This is a genomic window from Candidatus Blochmannia sansabeanus (nom. nud.) (genome assembly GCF_059935345.1).
Genome location: NZ_CP011795.1, coordinates 64,219 through 81,008 on the forward strand (window position 1 = coordinate 64,219; position 16,790 = coordinate 81,008).

General features: G+C 29.5%; 13 protein-coding genes, 1 tRNA gene and 1 other RNA gene. 8 read left to right on the plus strand and 7 right to left on the minus strand.

Going from position 1 to position 16,790, the window contains the following annotated elements; translation table 11 throughout:
• Positions 1 to 4: 4 nt before the first annotated feature.
• Both rnpB and Bsans602_RS00275 read left to right on the plus strand, forming a co-directional pair.
• Positions 5 to 408, plus strand: an RNA gene (rnpB, locus tag Bsans602_RS00270) — RNase P RNA component class A.
• 546 nt (positions 409 to 954) lie between these two features.
• Positions 955 to 1,512: a DedA family protein gene (locus Bsans602_RS00275; protein ID WP_500837132.1), complete on the plus strand. Its 558-nt coding sequence runs from the start codon at positions 955 to 957 to the stop codon at positions 1,510 to 1,512.
• 128 nt (positions 1,513 to 1,640) lie between these two features.
• Here Bsans602_RS00275 and Bsans602_RS00280 read toward each other — a convergent pair.
• The 4 genes from Bsans602_RS00280 to rpsU form a co-directional block, all read right to left on the minus strand.
• Positions 1,641 to 1,715: transfer RNA gene (locus Bsans602_RS00280), tRNA-Ile, on the minus strand.
• Between the two features lie 312 nt (positions 1,716 to 2,027).
• The gene (rpoD, locus tag Bsans602_RS00285) at positions 2,028 to 3,872 is read right to left on the minus strand and encodes an RNA polymerase sigma factor RpoD (RefSeq protein ID WP_500837133.1); all 1,845 of its coding nucleotides are present in this window, start codon (positions 3,870 to 3,872) and stop codon (positions 2,028 to 2,030) included.
• A gap of 165 nt (positions 3,873 to 4,037) precedes the next feature.
• Positions 4,038 to 5,783 (minus strand): DNA primase, encoded by a 1,746-nt coding sequence (gene dnaG, locus Bsans602_RS00290; RefSeq protein ID WP_500837371.1) that lies wholly within the window; start codon positions 5,781 to 5,783, stop codon positions 4,038 to 4,040.
• Between the two features lie 144 nt (positions 5,784 to 5,927).
• Positions 5,928 to 6,143, minus strand: coding sequence for a 30S ribosomal protein S21 (gene rpsU, locus Bsans602_RS00295; protein ID WP_250236286.1), 216 nt, complete (start codon positions 6,141 to 6,143; stop codon positions 5,928 to 5,930).
• 182 nt (positions 6,144 to 6,325) lie between these two features.
• Between rpsU and tsaD the strand changes: the two genes are divergently transcribed.
• Positions 6,326 to 7,351, plus strand: a complete 1,026-nt coding sequence (gene tsaD / locus Bsans602_RS00300; protein WP_500837134.1) for a tRNA (adenosine(37)-N6)-threonylcarbamoyltransferase complex transferase subunit TsaD — start codon at positions 6,326 to 6,328, stop codon at positions 7,349 to 7,351.
• 23 nt (positions 7,352 to 7,374) lie between these two features.
• Here tsaD and plsY read toward each other — a convergent pair whose 3' ends face one another.
• Positions 7,375 to 7,962 (minus strand): glycerol-3-phosphate 1-O-acyltransferase PlsY, encoded by a 588-nt coding sequence (gene plsY / locus Bsans602_RS00305; protein WP_500837135.1) that lies wholly within the window; start codon positions 7,960 to 7,962, stop codon positions 7,375 to 7,377.
• A 125-nt stretch (positions 7,963 to 8,087) separates the two neighbouring features.
• Here plsY and folB point away from each other — a divergent pair, with 125 nt between their 5' ends.
• Both folB and uppP read left to right on the plus strand, forming a co-directional pair.
• The gene (gene folB / locus Bsans602_RS00310; protein WP_500837136.1) at positions 8,088 to 8,447 is read left to right on the plus strand and encodes a dihydroneopterin aldolase; all 360 of its coding nucleotides are present in this window, start codon (positions 8,088 to 8,090) and stop codon (positions 8,445 to 8,447) included.
• A 174-nt stretch (positions 8,448 to 8,621) separates the two neighbouring features.
• Entirely contained in the window at positions 8,622 to 9,446 is an 825-nt protein-coding gene (gene uppP / locus Bsans602_RS00315; protein ID WP_500837137.1) for an undecaprenyl-diphosphatase UppP, read from the plus strand.
• A 257-nt stretch (positions 9,447 to 9,703) separates the two neighbouring features.
• Here the strand turns inward: uppP and Bsans602_RS00320 are convergent, their stop codons facing one another.
• Complete coding sequence (locus tag Bsans602_RS00320; protein WP_500837138.1) at positions 9,704 to 10,930, minus strand: tRNA CCA-pyrophosphorylase; 1,227 nt, start codon at positions 10,928 to 10,930, stop codon at positions 9,704 to 9,706.
• Between the two features lie 481 nt (positions 10,931 to 11,411).
• Between Bsans602_RS00320 and hldE the strand changes: the two genes are divergently transcribed.
• The 3 genes from hldE to Bsans602_RS00335 all read left to right on the plus strand — a co-directional run bounded on the left by hldE (position 11,412) and on the right by Bsans602_RS00335 (position 15,302).
• On the plus strand, positions 11,412 to 12,848 hold the full coding sequence (gene hldE / locus Bsans602_RS00325; protein WP_500837139.1) for a bifunctional D-glycero-beta-D-manno-heptose-7-phosphate kinase/D-glycero-beta-D-manno-heptose 1-phosphate adenylyltransferase HldE: 1,437 nt from the start codon (positions 11,412 to 11,414) through the stop codon (positions 12,846 to 12,848).
• Positions 12,849 to 13,650: 802 nt separating this feature from the next.
• Complete coding sequence (ribB, locus tag Bsans602_RS00330) at positions 13,651 to 14,295, plus strand: 3,4-dihydroxy-2-butanone-4-phosphate synthase (RefSeq protein WP_500837140.1); 645 nt, start codon at positions 13,651 to 13,653, stop codon at positions 14,293 to 14,295.
• Positions 14,296 to 14,540: 245 nt separating this feature from the next.
• On the plus strand, positions 14,541 to 15,302 hold the full coding sequence (locus tag Bsans602_RS00335) for a 1-acylglycerol-3-phosphate O-acyltransferase (protein WP_500837141.1): 762 nt from the start codon (positions 14,541 to 14,543) through the stop codon (positions 15,300 to 15,302).
• 196 nt (positions 15,303 to 15,498) lie between these two features.
• Here the strand turns inward: Bsans602_RS00335 and metC are convergent, their stop codons facing one another.
• Positions 15,499 to 16,689 (minus strand): cystathionine beta-lyase, encoded by a 1,191-nt coding sequence (gene metC / locus Bsans602_RS00340; RefSeq protein WP_500837142.1) that lies wholly within the window; start codon positions 16,687 to 16,689, stop codon positions 15,499 to 15,501.
• Positions 16,690 to 16,790: the final 101 nt, after the last annotated feature.

The window sequence follows — 16,790 nt, forward strand, 5'->3', positions numbered from 1 at the left end:
CCAGGGAGTTAGCCAAACAGTCGCTGCTTCTTTGTATTTGTAGTAAGTAATAAAGATAAAATTGATATAATTACAAACGAAGGAGAGGAAAGTCCGGGCTCCACAGGACAGGGTGCCAGGTAATACCTGGGAGATGTGAATCTACGACAAGTGCAACAGAAAGAAAACCGCCAATAATTATTTTTGTAATGAATAATTATAGGTAAGGGTGAAAAGGCGTGGTAAGAGCACACCATACGGATTGGCAACAGTTCGTATCATGTAAACTCCACTCGGAGCAAGGCTGAATAGAAGTTCTATAGTATGGTCCGTACTGAACTCGGGTAAGCTGCTTAAGCTAGCATGTGAGTGCTAGCGTAGATGAATGATTGTTCAAGACAGAACCCGGCTTAACGGCTAGCTCTTTATTAAAACACATAAACCAAGAACAAAATCAGAAGTCATTGTAATCATTTGTATTACGTGTTTGGTTTTACAGTTAGTGATATTTCTTTTAGTAATTCATTACAAAATATACACTATTTATGGCAGATAATAAAAATTTTATTTGATGCTTCAATGTTAGATTGTGTATATTGTGTGACGTATTGAAATAATCTTTTATTACTATATTATTAAATGAGTTTTTAATGCCATTAATAAATAAAGTAGACAAAATAGTACGAATTAAAATATATAATTATATTATCTAATACTAATTGATATATCATTGCATTAATATATCTCATATGAAAATTTTATAAAAGTATTTCAGTGTTTATAATTATAGTGATTGAGCGAATAAATGTTAATGTTTAACTAGTTGTTAGTGGTATTATATAGAAGTTTTAGAAGAGTAGTATATTTGCATCTTTTATTGATTGAAAAGCAATGTAAATAAAATAAAGATGTATGGAAATATATATTTATTTTAAAAGTAGTTGTACATTTTATACGTATGCAATTAAGTGAGTCATGGATATTTTAAAAGAATTACTAAATATAATATGGCAAAATAATCTTACATTATTTCCCAACTTAAGATTGGTATTAGCTATTTATTCGTTAGTATTTATTATTCTTTTTTTAGAGAATGCTATTCTTCCGGCATTTTTTTTGCCTGGAGATAGTCTATTAATTATATTAGGAGTATTGATTGCAAAAGGTATTTTGAATTTTACTGCAACTTTAGGGATTTTAACTGTAGCAGCAGGTTTAGGTAGTTGGATGAGTTATTTACAAGGTAGATTTTTAGAAAATAATAAAACTGTAAAACGTTGGTTATCTTTTATACCCAATAAATCTTATCAAAGAGCAAATCGTATGATCCATAAACATGGATGGTTATCTGCTCTTTTTATTGGTCGTTTTATAGTATTTATACGAACAGTATTACCTACTATTGCAGGAGTATCTGGATTAAGTTTTTTTCGTTTCCAATTATTTAATTGGATTAGTTCATTTGTATGGGTATTCATACTTATTGGTTTAGGTGTTTTTTTAGAACGATCGGAATTTTTCTATATATTATGATAAATAATATAGTAAATTTTTATCTGAATAACGGCTGAAATATCATCAGTTCGTGATTTCTGTCAAAAATACCTTGTAAAATTTTTTCGAGATAATAGTAAAAATTGCTTTTTTATAAAAATAAATTGTGGCCCCTGCTGGATTCGAACCAGCGACCAAACGATTATGAGTCGCCTGCTCTAACCAATCTGAGCTAAGGGGCCTTTATTGTCATCTTAATTATTCAATAGCAATTTCAACTAAATTGCTTAAAATAAAATTAAAATATGTAAAAACTTAATTTAGTATTCAAAACCATTATAATGGAATTATATAATTTTATTAAGTTTTATTTTTATTCTCCTGTGTGATTTTTCATTTATTGGTATTGTAACCGTCGTAGTGTATATAGTATATTTTATATGATTTTAAAAAAGATTGTTATATTTGATATTTTTATATTAAATGTGCATATTGTAAATTAACATGTGATATCATAATTATATTAAATTGGTAATTATGATTTTTATATTTATTTAATCATCTAAAAAGCTGCGCAATATTTCAGAGCGGCTAGGATGACGTAATTTTCTTAAAGCTTTTGCTTCTATTTGACGGATGCGTTCTCGAGTTACATCAAATTGCTTTCCTACTTCTTCTAAAGTATGATCAGTATTCATATCAATGCCGAATCGCATACGTAGTACTTTGGCTTCTCTTGGAGTTAATCCAGAGAGTACATCATGGGTAGCAGTACGTAAATTATCTGAAGTTGCTGAATCTAAAGGTAAATCAAGATTTGTATCTTCAATAAAATCACCAAGATGAGAATCTTCATCATCTCCTATAGGAGTTTCCATGGAGATAGGTTCTTTCGCAATTTTTAATACTTTTCTAATTTTATCTTCTGACATAAACATACGTTCTGCTAATTCTTCTGGCGTTGGCTCATGTCCTATTTCTTGTAGCATTTGCCTAGACACTCTGTTAAGTTTGTTAATAGTTTCTATCATATGAACTGGAATTCTAATAGTACGTGCTTGGTCCGCTATCGATCTAGTAATTGCTTGGCGAATCCACCAAGTGGCGTAAGTAGAAAATTTATAACCACGACGATACTCAAATTTATCTACAGCTTTCATCAAACCAATATTACCTTCTTGTATTAAATCTAAAAATTGCAGTCCTCTATTTGTATATTTTTTGGCAATAGATATAACTAAGCGCAGATTAGCCTCAACCATTTCTTTTTTAGCTCTTCGTGCCTTAGCTTCTCCAATAGACATACGACGATTAATATCTTTTACTTGTTCTATTGTTAGTCCTGTTTCTTTTTCAATTTGGTGTAGTTTGGATAAACTATGTTGTACATCTTCATCAACTTTATGTAACGTTTTTGACCATGACGTGTTGTGCATAGATAAAGCTTTGTTAAACCAAGCTTTATTAGTTTCATTTCCTGAAAATAATTCTATGAAATTTTTCTTAGGCATTTTACTAATTTCAACACATAATTTCATAATCAAGCGTTCTTGTATGCGTACTCGTTCCATCATAGAGCGCATATTACTAACTAAATTATCAAATTGTTTTGGAACTAATCTAAATTGCTTAAATACTTCGGAAAGCTTTAAGATTTCTTTTGATGATTGAGCATGATTTCGTCCATTACATTTTATTGATTTTCGTGTTATTTCATATTGATCGCGCAGAGCTATAAATTTCTTACGAGCTATGTCTGGATCAATATTATTTTCATCATTATTTTCTGCTTCATCGTCGTCAGATATTGTTTCAGAAATAGTCTCAGAAGTTATATTATGAGTTATATTTATATGTTCCGATATATTTTCATCTGCATTAGGATCTACGAAACCTGTAATTAAATCTGAAAGACGTGTTTCGCCAGTTTCCACGCGTTTATATTGATCTAAAAGATAAGTGATTGCTTCTGGGTATTCAGCAACTGAGCATTGAACTTGATTTATTCCATCTTCAATTCTTTTAGCAATATCTATTTCGCCTTCTCGTGTTAATAATTCTACAGTACCCATTTCTCGCATATACATTCGTACTGGATCAGTTGTTCTTCCTAATAGTTCTGAGTCAACATTAGCTAACGCCTGCACAGCTGCTTCTGTTACGTCTTCCTCGTCATTAGTAGAACCAGTGTGTTCAATTAACAAAAACTCATCGGAATTAGGAGCTTCCTCCATGACTTGAATACCCATATCATTCATCATTTGGATTATATTTTCGATTTGACCAGGATCTACAATGTCTTCTGGTAAATGATCGTTGACTTCAGAAAAAGTTAAATATCCTTGTTCCTTCCCAAGTGTGACGAGTAACTTAAATTGTGATTGTGGGTTATGTTCCATAAAAAGACTCCCACGTTTGCAGTAATATTTAAAAGTTTAATAGATAGTGGCACGACCATCTATCGATGATATGTAAATAAAACTATTAATAATAATTTATTCAGGAGGTATTTTTATGATTATTTTCATTAGTAATATTAAACCTAAAAAGTTTATAATTTTATATTAACGTTTTGATAATGTTTGAGTTAATAACCACAATTCTTGACGTTCTTGTATCGTTAATCCAGATACTCGATCACGAGCAATAAGCATCTCTTGACGTTGTTCAAGAGTTAAAGTATATAATTTAGTTAGTGCGTCAATAAAAGTAGTTTCTATCATATCATTTGTAATCAAGTGGTTCCAATATGCTAGTGTTTCAAGTTTTAAAAAAAATTTATTCTCGCGGTAGTACTCCAACAATTGCGCAGTAGTTGATGTTGGATATATCTTGCATGTTTGAACCAAATCAATAAATATCATGATATCGTCTTTTTTAAATTGCTTTAATCCTTGTATGCTTGGTACTAATTTAGCAAGTTGTGGATTTTGTATTAATAGTCCTATTAATATGTGTTCTACGCTGTAACTTGTATAATATTTTTTTGTTTTGTTAGCAGATGATAAAATAGGTTTGTTTATAAGTAATTGGTTTAATTTATTTTCGTCTAAAATTCCTATTTTATTGCCTAATTGTTGTAGTAAACATAATTTTAAAGTTTTTCCAGGAATTTTATTAAGCATAGGTAATATTAGGTTGCTTAATTTAACCCGACCCGCCAGTGTTTGTAAATTTATTTTTTGTGATAGTGTTGTAAATAGAAAATTTGATAAATCCTGTGTTTGAGTGAATGTTTTTAAAAAGTTATCTTTTCCTATTTTACGTATTAATGTATCTGGGTCTTCTCCATGAGGTAAAAATATAAAATTTATTTGTCGATCATCAGTAAGATATGGTAAAGCGATATTTAATGTACGCCAAGCAGCTTTTTTACCCGCATGATCCCCATCATAACAACAAATAATTTGATTAGTAATATTGTATAATAATCGAATGTGATTAGCAGTAGTGGTTCCTAAAGAAGCTACTACATAATTGATTCCAAATTGTGTCAACGTAATAACGTCTATATAACCTTCTACTAAAAGTATGTAAGAGGGGTTCTTACATTGTATGCGCGCTTCATATAAACCATACAAATGTTGATTTTTTTTAAAAATTTCAGTATCTGGTGAATTTAAATATTTAGGCGTTTTTTTATGTGTGATAACACGTCCTCCAAATGCTACGATTCTCCCTGTTATGTCTCGTATAGGAAACATAAGACGATTACGAAATCGATCATATTTATATTTTCTGTTATTACTAATTAACATACCTGATTGATCAAGTAGCGCTTGATCATATGATGTAAGATTAAATGTTTGTGTTATGTTATTCCATCCAGGCGGAGCAAATCCAATGTTGAAATCGGCAATAGTTTTAGTGTTTAATCCACGATTTTTCAAATATTTGTAAGCGTATAAATATTTTTTTTGAATCAATATATTTTGATAGTACTTACTTAATTTATCCATTAACTGATATAGATTATTTTTTTGACGATTATTTTTTTGTAAAATATCTACATTCAGTTCCAATGGTATTCCATTTATAACTGATAGTTCTTTGATAGATTCAATAAATGTAAGTCGGTCATAATTCATCAAAAAATCTATTACATTCCCATGTGATCCACAACTAAAACAATAATAAAATTGTTTCTCGATATTAACAGTAAATGATGGGTGGTTTTCGATATGAAATGGACAATGAGCTAGAAAATTTTTTCCTTGTTTTTTTAAAGATATGCGTCGACCAATTAAATCAATAATATCAGTACGTGATATCAATTCATTAATTACTGTATTTGGAATACGGGTAATTATATCTCCTTAGTTTGTGTTATTGAATAATAAATAACACTAACATCATTATTAGTTACGATTAAATGTTTGTGACCTAGTTTTATTCATCATAAAAATATTTTTATTTATTTTTTATACATTGAAAATTATATAAGTTAAAATTATTTAGTATAATCGGACACGTCGTAAGTTTTCTCGGGCTAATTTTTTTGTATGACGTTTAATTGCTGATGCTTTTGCTCGTTTGCGTTCTGTAGTTGGTTTCTCATAAAATTCTCTGCGACGTACCTCAGATAAAATTCCGGATTTTTCACAAGATCTTTTAAAACGGCGTAGCGCTACATCGAATGATTCATTTTCACGTACTTTAATTATTGGCATATATTTTCTCTATTATTATTGTTATTATTTATTTTTGATCTTCTTATTGAAGATTATAATTGCAATATGATTGGAATAACTATATTTTTACTATTTTGTAATATAACATTAAATATTATGACATGAAATATAAAACTAATGTGAAGTATTTTATAATTATTCATTAAATATGGAAAATGTATATGCGAGTTTTAGGAATTGAAACTTCATGTGATGAAACCAGCGTAGCAATTTATGATCAACATCGAGGATTATTAGCTAATAAAGTATATAGTCAAGATGCCTTACATGCTGATTATGGAGGAGTTGTACCTGAATTAGCTGCTCGTGACCATGTACGAAAAATAGTTCCTTTAGTTTTGTCTACATTAAGGCAAGTGTATTTAAAACTCAAAGATATCAATGGAGTAGCGTATACTGCTGGGCCTGGCTTGATAGGAGCTTTATTAGTTGGCGCTACTTTTGCTAGAACACTTGCTTATGCTTGTAAAATACCTGCTATTGGTATTCATCATATGGAAGCTCATTTATTAGCACCAATGTTAGAAAAAATAGCTCCTACATTTCCGTTTGTAGCATTGTTAGTATCTGGAGGGCATACTCAACTTATATTAGCAAATAATATAGGAGAATATAAAATATTAGGAGAATCTATTGATGATGCCGTTGGGGAAGTATTTGATAAAATTGCTATATTATTAGGATTAAAATATCCTGGTGGCGCTTTGTTGTCACAAATGGCTCGACAGGGTACTGTGGGTCGTTATATATTTCCTCGTCCTATGATTGATCGACCAGGATTAAATCTTAGTTTTTCTGGATTAAAAACTTCTGTGGTAAATACTATCATGTCAAGTGCTCATGACGCTCAAACTCATGCTGATATTGCACGTGCATTTGAAGATGCGATCATTGAAACATTAGCAATAAAATGTCGTCGTGCGTTAGATCAAACTGAGTTAAAATGTTTAGTAGTATCTGGAGGTGTTAGTGCTAATCATGTATTGAGATTGTATTTTTCAAAAATGATGAATATCTTAAAAGGGACATTATTTTATCCTCGTCCAGAATTTTGTACAGATAATGGAGCAATGGTTGCTTATGCTGGATTTATTAGACTTAAAGCTGGTTTATTTAGTGATTTACCAATTTTGGTAAGACCGAGATGGTCTTTAGAATCCCTTCCAAAAGTAAAACAATTATCATAATTATTATTTAGTAGTATTTTGTATTAATTACGCCAAATACGTTTTTCTTGACGATTCCATAGTCGTCTAATATTGACAATATGCTTGATTAAGACTAGAGAAGATATTATTATTGTTGAGAATAGATATTGTGGTTGAAAATACCAAGTATAGCAAGGCACAATTAATGCAGTCACAACAGCACCTAATGAGGAATATCCAAAAGATAATACAGTTAATGACCAAGTACTCATCATGATAACAGAAAAATTAATATTTATTGCAGTCAGCGCCCCAAATGAAGTAGCTACTCCTTTTCCTCCAAAAAATTTAAAAAATATGGGATACATATGTCCTAAGCACGAAAAAATAGCTATAGTCCCTAAAAAATCAGATGAAATTTTCAGGTAATAACTTAACCATATTGGAATTGCGCCTTTTAATACGTCGAATAATATTACAAAAACTGCAATTTTATAACCTGCAATACGAAAAATATTAGTAGCACCAGGATTTTTAGAACCAAAATATCTTGGATCTGGAATATTTAATATTTTACATATTAAAATAGCGCTAGATACTGATCCTAACAAATAAGCTAATATTATTATTAAAATAGAAATAAAAGTCATAAGTTATTCTTTTTGATGTACCATGGGGGATTATTATGTAGATTTAATATATAGTATATTTTTAAATCGTTAGTATCATTTTAATAAATGATTTATTTACATAAATTAAATATCATAACATATAAATGAACATTCTATTTATAGAGCAACTAACAGTAATGGCATATATAGGCATATATGGTTGGGAAAAAAAATATTTACAAAAATTAATTTTTGATGTGCAGTTATCATATAATACCGCAGTTTTTTTAAGTGAAACAAGTATAGTATCTTATGTAGATTATACTCGTGTAAGTCAAACAATAGTTGATTTAGTTAGCAAAAAACATTTCTGTTTAATAGAAGATGTTGCTAATTTAATAGTTAACATGTTAGTAAAAAAGTTTTGCATTTATTGGATTCGTGTAAAAGTAAGTAAACCCGGAGCAATTCGTGGTGCTGCTAATGTTGGTATATGTATCGAACGAAAAGTGAATATTTCTTGAATATTTAAAATAAGATTAGTTTTTAAGAAAGAACATGTATATTTATTTTCAATCAAATAACTTTTTAAATAAATGAAATTATATTTTATATCCTAAAAACAATGTGATAGTTTATGTTTCAATTATTTATATTAGATCAAATGTTATAACCATGTTGCTTATCTTGGATTATTCATGTTAGACATACGTAGATTAATTACTTCACTGATTCTAGGAGTAGTAGAGGGTTTAACAGAATTTCTTCCTATCTCTTCAACAAGCCATATGATGTTAGTGGAGAGTATTTTTCATTATGCGGATGATTCGACAAAAACTTTTACTGTGATTATTCAGCTAGGTGCAATTTTATCTATAACAATAATGTTTTGGAATAGATTATATAGTATGGGTATAATTTGTATAAAAAAAACATTTGTTAAGCAACATTATAATAATCGTCATTTATGTATTCGACATATATTATTAGGGACGTTCCCCGGCGTGGTATTAGGATTAATTTTTTATGAAGAAATTAGATTGATTTTTGAATTAACATATATTATGTACGGATTAATAATTGGCGGAGTATTTTTATTAATTGGAGAATTGTGTTTGCTTAAAGGACCGCGTGTATCAGATATTGATAATATAACTTATGTGCAGTCTTTTTTAATTGGATGTTTTCAATGTTTAGCGTTTTGGCCAGGATTTTCTCGTGCTGGAGCTACTATCGGAGGAGGATTATTAGTTGGATTAGATAGACGTATATCGTCAGAATTTTCATTTTTTTTAGCAGTTCCTATTATATCTGGCTCTGTGGTACTGACTTTATATCATTGTGGATCTTCTATTAGTGTAATGGATGTTTTATTATTAATTGGCAGTAGTATAGTGGCGTTTGTTGTAGCTTTATTTACTGTAAGATATTTCTTAAAAATAGTCCAAAATGTTTCTTTAATTCCTTTTGCTATATATCGATTTTTGTTGGCTGGAGGTATTTACTGGGGATTAATAACATAATAAAAAATTGATGTTTTCAAATAGTTATTCATGACTGCATAGGAATTAAAGAGTGGAGTAATGCAACTTTTGAAAGTTCTATCACAAAACTATCGTTACATGTATAATAATCTTAAATTTATATGAAAATTTTTAGGTAAATTTGGTTCCGACAAAAGCAGATGTTATATATAATAGTTGATTTTTACTTGGACTTATATACTCTAAGTAATTAAATATTTTATTATTTATAGTTTTAAAATTTTTTTATTTAAATATTATTCTTTTTTATTTTTCCAAATCTTTAAAGCATGTAATTGTCTGGAATATAATTCTTTCCCTATATTAATTCCGGTAAATCCGTCTTCAATAATATCTGTAATGGAAATTTTTTTAGTAATAGAAAAAGCTGTATGCAAAATAATTTTTCGGTTATATAAATAATTGTTATAATTCATATATCCTAATGTATTAGATTGACTAACTAAAATAATTTGTTCCAATCTTTTAGGACGTCTCCAACAATCAAAAACATCAAATAATATCATTAGCATTTTAGGTGTTAATGTCTCGATATTATGCAAATAATCATAATATTCGGAAACAATTTTTGCAAAATTACGAATTCCGTGTGGTATTTTTAATCTATCACATAAATTGTTAATTAAAGGAATTCCTAATTTTCTGTAATCATGATATTTAATACATTTTTTTTTATTATTAAGAAGAATTGGTTTTCCTAAGTTATGACATAAAATAGAAAAGCGCACATTGATATCATCTGTTAAACAAGCAGTCTTAGTAAGCATCATCATGGTAAGATTTCCTGTATTTATTGGTATACTCTGTTGCACTGAAGTAGGTATATTAAATAATGTATCGAGTTCAGGAAACAAGATTTTTAATGCTCCACAATGACGCAAAACTATAAAATATATTTGTGGACTATTTGTAATTAAAGCTTTCTTTGTTTCAATCCATACACGTTCTGGGGATAGAAATAACAATTCATCAGTCATTTGTTTCATTAATGTTAGCGTTTCTGGGGCTATAGTAAAATTCATATACGCGAATCGAGCAGCAAATCGAGCAACTCTTAATACTCGTAGAGGATCTTCATTAAATGTATGAGAAACATGTCGTAACAATCGTAATTTTATATCTCGTTGTCCATGATACGGATCTACAAGATTGCCGTGTGTATCATAAGCCATAGCATTAATGGTTAAATCTCTGCGATATAGATCTTCTTCAATAGTCACGGAAGGATCTGTATGACAAGTAAAACCAGTATAGCCTTGACCAGATTTTCGTTCAGTACGTGCTAATGCATATTCTTCATGATTTTCTGGATGCAAGAATACTGGAAAATTTTTTCCAACTTGCTCATAACCATTATTTAACATTTCTTGAGGGCTAGATCCTACTACCACCCAATCTTTTTCTTTAATTGGTAGTTTTAGCAATCTATCTCGTACAGCACCGCCTACTAAATATTTTTCCATTACATAATTTTTAATTAAATGATTTATTTTTTAATATAGGAGATATATAAATTACACATATGTCTATATAATACTGAATAATTAAAAAACAAAATTATTTCATATGCTATAATTTTTTAATGTAAAATACAGTGAGTTTTGTTGTTATTAATCATCTTGCATAAGAAATTAATCAAGTAACTATTTTAACAATAACAATAAGAAAAGTAGTTGATATATATTACGTTGTAACTAGTGTAAATAATTTTAAATATAAGAGCATTAATATATGTCTTGTAATATAAAGTTTTGATTTATAAGTTTTTGGAAGACACAAACTGCATTTTCATTTAAACATAATATTGTACCAAAACCAAGAATTATTTATATTCTAGATTTAAATTATTTACTAAATAATTTAATGTGTTATTGTTTTTATTAACTTAACATAGAATAATAAATCATTTTTTATTTATGTAAATAGGGTGTATTTAAGTAAATTATGACTGTCATTTTTCCAAATTTTTCTAAATCTAGTGTATTAATTGTAGGAGATGTTATGTTAGACCGATATTGGTATGGGTCTACCGATAAAATTTCTCCAGAAGCACCTGTTCCAATCGTTAAGATTAACAAAATTATAGATAGACCAGGTGGAGCTGCTAATGTTGCAATGAATATTGCTGCTTTAGGTGCTCAACCAAGATTGTTAGGATTAACCGGAGTTGATGAAGCGGCTAATATTTTGGGAAAACAACTTGATAAATCCAATGTAAAATGGAATTTTATTCCGATTCATACATGTCCTACTATAATTAAATTACGAGTAATGTCACGTAATCAACAAATTATTAGATTAGATTTTGAACAGTATTTCAATAATATTGATACTACAAAATTGCTTAAACAAATTGAATTTTATTTGTCTAAATATAAGGTATTAGTATTATCTGATTATGCTAAAGGTTCTTTAAATAGTATAGAAGAAATTATTAGGTTAGCGCGTGATATTAATATACCAGTTATAATAGATCCTAAAGGCATGCAGTTTTCTCGTTATAAAGGTGCTACGTTATTAACCCCTAATATATCAGAATTTGAATCTATAGTAGGATTTTGTCGTAATGAAAAGACCTTAATAAATCGTGCTCAGGAAATTATAATTGATTATAATTTATCAGCTTTATTAATTACACGTTCTGAACAGGGCATGACTTTATGTACACGAGATGCAGCTCCGTTACATTTTCCAACTCAAACAAAAGAAGTACATGATGTAACTGGCGCTGGAGATACAGTCGTTGGTGTGTTATCAGCGGCGTTATCTTCAGGTAAGAGTTTAAAGACGGCATGTTTTTTAGCTAATTTAGCTGCTAGCGTGGTGATAAAAAAATCTGGTACTTCCACTACTAATTTAAATGAAATAAAAAGTGTCGTAAATAATAATCATGCGTACACCAATTTTCCTTGTGGTATATTAGACGAACAGACATTAAAACAGATAATATTTTTAGTTCGTAAAAAAGGTGAAAAAATAGTAATGACTAATGGTGTATTTGATATATTACATCCTGGTCATGTAAGTTATTTAACCAATGCTAAGAAACTTGGAGATAGATTAATTGTAGCTGTAAACAGTGATAATTCAACAAAAAGATTAAAAGGTACAACAAGGCCTATAAATACTTTAGAGAAACGCATGCTTATGTTAGCTGCTTTAGCAGTAGTAGATTGGGTAGTTCCTTTTTATGAAGACACGCCCGCGAGATTAATTTCAAATTTATCTCCAGATCTTTTGGTGAAAGGAGGCGACTATCGCGTTTGTGATATTGAAGGAAGTCAAGAGGTATTTAAAAATGGAGGAAAAGTACATGTGTTAAATTTTGAAACTGGTTACTCTAGTAGTAGTATTATTAATACTATTAAACATAAAAATTAAAATAATATAAATTAATTACAAATGGTGTGTATTTTTAACCTAATGTTTAGGATTTAAAATAGAGTAAATGCGCTAGGGAAAGGAATGTAGATATAGATATTGCAATTGTATGTATAGCTTTCAGATATAATGTAAATATAAATGTATTAAAATAAAACAGATAAGAAAAAGAATTACAGTACCAGTAGAAAGTGGAGGTATTTATAATTAAATATAGCTATGATAGGACGGGTGTATTTTGATTTTATTTATTTTTATATTTTCGATTTTAATTTTCTTATATATTAATTATTCAGAAATATGACAATTATTGAGTTTTATTCTTTGAATTATATATAAAATGTCGAATAATTTTGAAATAGATTTACAGAAATGCCAGTAATTTTTAGTTTTTTCAATATTGATAATAATTAGTGTTGTTAGTTGTGTTTAGTTACTGCAGTATTAATTTTTTAGTGACTGGTATTTTGGTATATGTTGTAACGATAATATTTCTTGTAGAAACAGTATTTAGTTTATCTTATAGATCAGATATAATTTTAGGATTAAGATGATTTATTATATATACGAATTTCATTTTTCATTATCTCAAATAGATAGAATATGTATAGCATTGTTAGTATGATTTTTAAAATGGTGTTTTAATATAATTTTTAATATTTATGACGATAAACATAAACAAAAAAGGTGATGTATGGGATAAATTTTAATTTGTCAATATTTGGGTTTTACTGAATCATGCTTTTAGTTTATATCCAATTTTTCCCTTGTCTCATATGAGATTAATCAGGATCAAATTATCATGTGTCGGCAGAATTTTTTATCGAAATTTGGTACACCTATAGAGCGTGTCCAAAATGCATTAGAAGCATTGCGTAATGGTCATGGGGTTTTAGTAATGGATGATGAAAACCGTGAGAATGAAGGTGATATGATCTTTGCTGCAGAAAATATGACAGTTGAACAGATGGCTCTAGCTATCCGTTATGGTAGTGGAATAGTTTGTTTATGTTTGACAGAAGATCGGTGTAATCAATTAAATTTACCAATGATGGTGGAAAATAATAGCAATCGTTATGGTACTGCTTTTACTGTTACCATAGAAGCAGCAGAAGGTATAACTACTGGAGTTTCAGCCGCAGATAGGTTAGCTACAATTAAGGTTTCTATAGAAGATAATGCAAAACCTTCCGATTTGAATCGTCCTGGTCATATTTTTCCTTTACGCGCTCAAAATGGCGGAGTTCTGGCTCGTGTTGGACATACAGAAGCGGCTATAGATTTAACCTCATTAGCTGGATTAAAACCATTTGGAGTGTTGTGTGAAGTAACAAATAAGGATGGAAGTATGGCGCGTATATTAGAAGTCATTGCATTTGCAAATAAATATATGATGCCAGTTCTTACTATTTCAGATTTAATAACTTATCGAGTCAGTGTAACTTAACATATATCCACTAGTTACTAGCTTTATTTATGAATTTGGAGATATTTTGATATATTTAAAATAAATAATTATCGTTAAATATAACGAATGATAACATGTTTAGTTACATTAACTGTGCATATATTTAATAGTATTTTACTTAAATAGTAATGTTTTCTGTTTTATTCAAATAGAGCCCTATGTCTTATGGACGAGCTTGGTGTTTTTATTAACAGTTTATATTGTGATACTTTTAGAGAGCAGATATGCTTGCCATTACACGTATTATTGTAGTTTTGATATTATCAATTGTTATTTGTGTGTTTGGTATCGTTTATTGTTTATTCAGACCTCATCAGTCATACCATTCTGATTTTTTTGGTCGTTTGTTTGGAAGCATGGCTCCTATCTTTGGTGTTACAGTTAAAATACGAAATTTTTCAAATAATCCATTACCAAAGAATTGTATATACATTGCCAACCATCAAAGTAATTATGATATGGTTACAGTAGCTTGTATTGTGCAACCACGTACAATAATAGTCGGTAAAAAAAGTTTACTATGGATTCCATTATTTGGGCAATTATACTGGTTGTGTGGAAACATATTAATTAATCGGAATCAAAGCTCTCGGTCTCATAATTTTTTAATAAAAATAGCTAAATCCATTAGAACACGCGATATTTCAATTTGGGTATTTCCGGAAGGCACGCGTAGTTTTGGAAAGGGATTGTTACCGTTTAAAATAGGCGCTTTTCATGCTGCAATTTCTGCTAAAGTTCCAATTGTACCCATTTGTGTTTCTAATACTTCTAATAAAATAAAATTAAACCGTTGGTCTAATGGTTTAGTAATCATTGAAATTATGCCTCCTATAGAAACTAAACAGTATGAACCCAATAAAATACGTGGCATGACTAAATATTGTTATGAAGTTATGAAAACAAAAATTGATGCGTTAAATCAAGAGGTGATTGCGTCTGAAAAACAGGTTACTCGATCATTAAAATCACGTTGTACAAAATAACTGTCAAAGAAGTGTGCACTCTTAGGTAGGAGAGATACTCAGAGTCACTCAAAAGATATTATATTGATTTTATTTTTTTTGGTTAACCTTACACATGATATATGTAAGGTTGCCCGTTTCAGGGCAGCGTGTAAACTTACATTGTAAGTGACCATTATCATAGATAGTAATATAAAAAATTTATATTTGTACTATTTTACAAATTAATACGATTAAAACCATTTGATAAATCATTAATTAAATCATCAGGATGCTCTAGTCCTATATGTACTCGAATCAATGTTCCCGTGAAATCTAATGTTCCAGCTGGACGTATGTGGCGCAGCTCCTCTACTTGATTTACTAAAATCAAAGATTCAAACCCACCCCAGGAATATGCAAGTTTAAAATGCTTAAGGTTATCAATAAAACTAGATAATTGTAAGTTATTTAAACGTTTCTTCAAGATAAATGAAAATAACCCACTAGATCCGCTAAAATCCCTTATGAAATATTTGTGTCCCTTACATGTAGCTAAAGCAGGATGATTTACCCGTTTTACTGCTGGGTGTTTGGTTAACCAATGAGCAACATGCAGTCCATTTTTTTCATGTTGTTTTAATCTAACATATAAAGTACGTAATCCACGTGATGCTATATAGGCAGTATCAGCGTCAACCATTTGACCCATCAAATAAGATTGTTCTTGTAATTGATCCCAGCAACGTGCATTAGACACTGCAGTTCCTATCATAGCGTCAGAATGACCTGTAATATATTTAGTACCAGATTGCAAGGAAATATCAACTCCTATATTTAGCGCTTTTAAAAAAACCCCTGCTGACCAAGTATTATCTAATAATATGACGATATCTGATTTTTTTTCACGCACCGTTTTAACAATGTCAGGGATATTTTGTACTTCCATAGTTATGGATCCTGGTGATTCTAATAAAATTAAACGAGTGTTATGTTGAATAAAATTACAAATGTCACTCCCAATTAATGGATCAAACCAAGTGGTGCGTATATTTATTTTTTTTAGAAAATGTCGACAGAATTTTTGGGTTGGTTCATATGCTGACCCTGTCATCAATATATGGTCTCCTGGCTTAACAAAAGCAAGTATTGTGTGCGTGATAGCCGCTGTACCACATGGATATAACATACAACCAACACCATTTTCTAATTCAGTCATAGATTGACGTAAGGAAAAATGGGTGATAGTTCCGTATCTACCGTAAAATAATGTATCAGTTGTTGTGCAACCATTTTTAATGGCTCGTTTTTTCTGTTCAATAGAATCAAATATTACTGAAGATGCCCGTTGAATGACAGGATTCACTGCTCCACAGGTATATTGTTTGTCTCTTCCAGAGGTAATTAATTTAGTTTCAAATTTTATCATAGTTACTATATTAAATTAATAAACCTTAAAATTAGCGATAAGTTTTTATTATATATTACATTTCTAATATGATTGTTCTTTCTATTAGATAGAAAGCTTAA